This is a genomic window from Saccharothrix xinjiangensis, assembly GCF_039527585.1.
Taxonomy (GTDB): Bacteria; Actinomycetota; Actinomycetes; order Mycobacteriales; family Pseudonocardiaceae; genus Actinosynnema; species Actinosynnema xinjiangensis.
Genome location: NZ_BAAAKE010000066.1, coordinates 1 through 2,602, shown reverse-complemented (window position 1 = coordinate 2,602; position 2,602 = coordinate 1). Strand labels below are relative to the sequence as shown.

General features: G+C 76.0%; 1 protein-coding gene. It reads right to left on the bottom strand.

Annotation, left to right across the window (positions count from 1 at the left end; translation table 11 throughout):
- The coding region (locus ABD223_RS43220; RefSeq protein WP_344044159.1) for a type I polyketide synthase at positions 1-2,602 on the bottom strand (2,602 nt) is incomplete at both ends.

Sequence of the window (2,602 nt, the reverse complement as noted above, 5' to 3'; positions counted from 1 at the left end):
CCAACACCAACCGCTGCTGCGGATCCATCCCCACAGCCTCACGCGGCGAAATCCCGAAAAACCCCGCATCAAACCCCGCCACATCATCGACGAACCCGCCGAACCCGGACCCCCACCCCCGGTCCGCCGGGAAGTTCGAGATGACGTCCCGCCCCTCGGACACCAGGTCCCACAGGTCTTCCGGGGACAGCACACCGCCCGGCAGGCGGCAGGCCATGCCCACCACCACGACCGGGTCGTCGTCGACGAGGGCGAGGCGCGCCACCTGGTCGTGCTTCGGCGTCGTCTCCAACAACCGGTCGGCGACCGCCTCCGGTGTCGGGTGGTCGAAGATCAGGGTGCTCGGGAGGGTCGTGCCGCAGGCCGCCGCCAGCCGGTTCCGCAGCTCCACGCCGGTCAGCGAGTCGAACCCCAGTTCCCGGAACGCCCGGTCACGGGCCAGGGCCTCCGGCGACGGGTGACCGAGGACCGCGGCCGCGTGGGCGCGGACCAGGTCGATCGCGGCCTGCCGCCGCTCGGGCTCGGGCACGTCCGCTAGCGCCCGCCCGCGGCTCGCCGTCGTGCCCTCGGCCAGGTCGCGCAGCACCGCCGGGCCGGTGCGCAGCAGGCGCGGGTCGATCCTGGTCGCGACCACCGAGGGCCCGCTCGCGCCGAGGGCCGCGTCGAACAGGTCCAGCGCCTGCGCGGTGGGCAGCGGGACCACGCCGGTGCGCGCGAGCCTGCGGCGTTCCACGTCGCCCACGCCGCCGGTCATGCCGCTGCGCTGCTCCCACAGGCCCCAGGCCACCGACACGGCGGGCAGGCCGCGCGCCCGCCGGTGCGCGGCGAGCGCGTCGAGGAACGCGTTGGCCGCGGCGTAGTTGCCCTGCCCGGGGGTGCCGACCACGCCCGCCATGGACGAGAACAGCACGAAGTGGGACAGGTCGCCCGCCAGTTCGTGCAGGTGCCGGGCCGCGTCCGCCTTCGGGGCCAGCACGGTGTCGAACCGCTCCGGGGTCAACGACTCCACCAGGCCGTCGTCGAGGACGCCCGCGGTGTGGACGACGGCGTCGACGGGGTGGTCCGCGAGCAGCGCCGCCACCTGGTCGCGGTCGGACAGGTCGCACGCGACCACGTCGACCTCGACGCCCGACCCGACCAGGTCGGCGAACCGCTCGACCGTCGCGGTGCGGCTCGCCAGCACCAACCGCCGGACGCCGTGCGCGGTCACGAGGTGCCGGGCGACCAGGCCGCCCAGCGTCCCGGTCGCGCCGGTGACCAGCACCGTGCCGGTCAGGGCCGGGCCGGGCTCGGCGGAGGTCCGGCGCAGCCTCGGCACCAGCACCGCGCCCGCGCGGACCGCCAGTTGCGGCTCGTCCAGCCCCACCTCGTCCGGTACCGCGCCGTCCTCGTCCACGTCGACGAGGACGAACCGGTCGGGGTGCTCGGCCTGCGCCGAGCGGACCAGGCCCCACACGGAGGCGTGCGCCAGGTCCGGGTCGGGCCCCGTGGCGTTCCTGGTCACGAGGACCAGCCGCTCGTCCGCCCGGCGCCCGGCCGCCGGCCAGTCCCGGATCACGCCGACGACCTGCGCCAGCAGGTCCCGCGTCGCGGTCGACGGCGGGCACGTGAAGGTGGTCGTCGCCGCCGGCCGCCCGATCGCGGGCGCGGGCCGCCAGTCCAGTTCGTAGAGGGTGCGGCGGGCGGTGTCCACGGGTCGCAGCGACAACGACTCGACCGAGGCCACCGGGTTGCCGTCGGTGTCGGTCACGGCGACCGCGAAGGCGTCGGGACCCGCCGGGGTGAGCCTGACGCGCAGGGTGGTCGCCCCGGTCGCCGCGCAGCGGACCCCGGTCCACGCGAAGGGCAGCCGCAGGCCGCCGGCGTCGAGCAGCAGCGGGTGGAGCGCCGCGTCGAGCAGGGCGGGGTGCAGCCCGAAGCCCGTCAGGTCGGGGCCCCGGTCGACCTCGGCGAACAGCTCGTCACCGCGCCGCCAGGCCGCGCGCAGCCCCCGGAACGCGGCGCCGTACTCGAACCCGGTCTCGGCCAGCACGTCGTACCGGACGTCCAGCGGCGTCGCGCCCTCCGGCGGCCACGCCAGTCGACCGGGCGACTCCGGCGCCCCGGTCCCGGTCACCGTGCCGGTGGCGTGCCTGCGCCACTCGGGGTGGGCCGCCGTGCGGGCGTGCACGCTCACCGGTCGGCAACCGGAGTCGTCGACCGCGCCCACCAGCACCTGCACGTCCACCACGTCGTCCGCCGGCAGTTCGAGGGGCGTCTCCACGACGAGGTCGCGGACTCCCGCCCACCCCAGCCGGCCGCCCGCGTGCGCCACCAGCTCCAGGAACGCCGTGCCGGGGAACAGGACCACCCCCGCCACGACGTGGTCGGCGAGCCAGGGCTGCGCGCGCAACGAGAACCGCCCGGTGGACAGCGATCCCGCGCCGTCCGCGAACTCGACCTCGGTGTCGACCAGCGGGTGAGTCGCGTGCGCGGACGACCTGACGTCGAGCCAGTAGTCCCGGTGCTGGAAGGGGTAGGTGGGCAGGTCGACGAGCCGGCCGCCGTCGAGCAGGGGCGTCCAGTCGACTTCGACGCCGTGGACGTGCGCTTCGGCCAACGA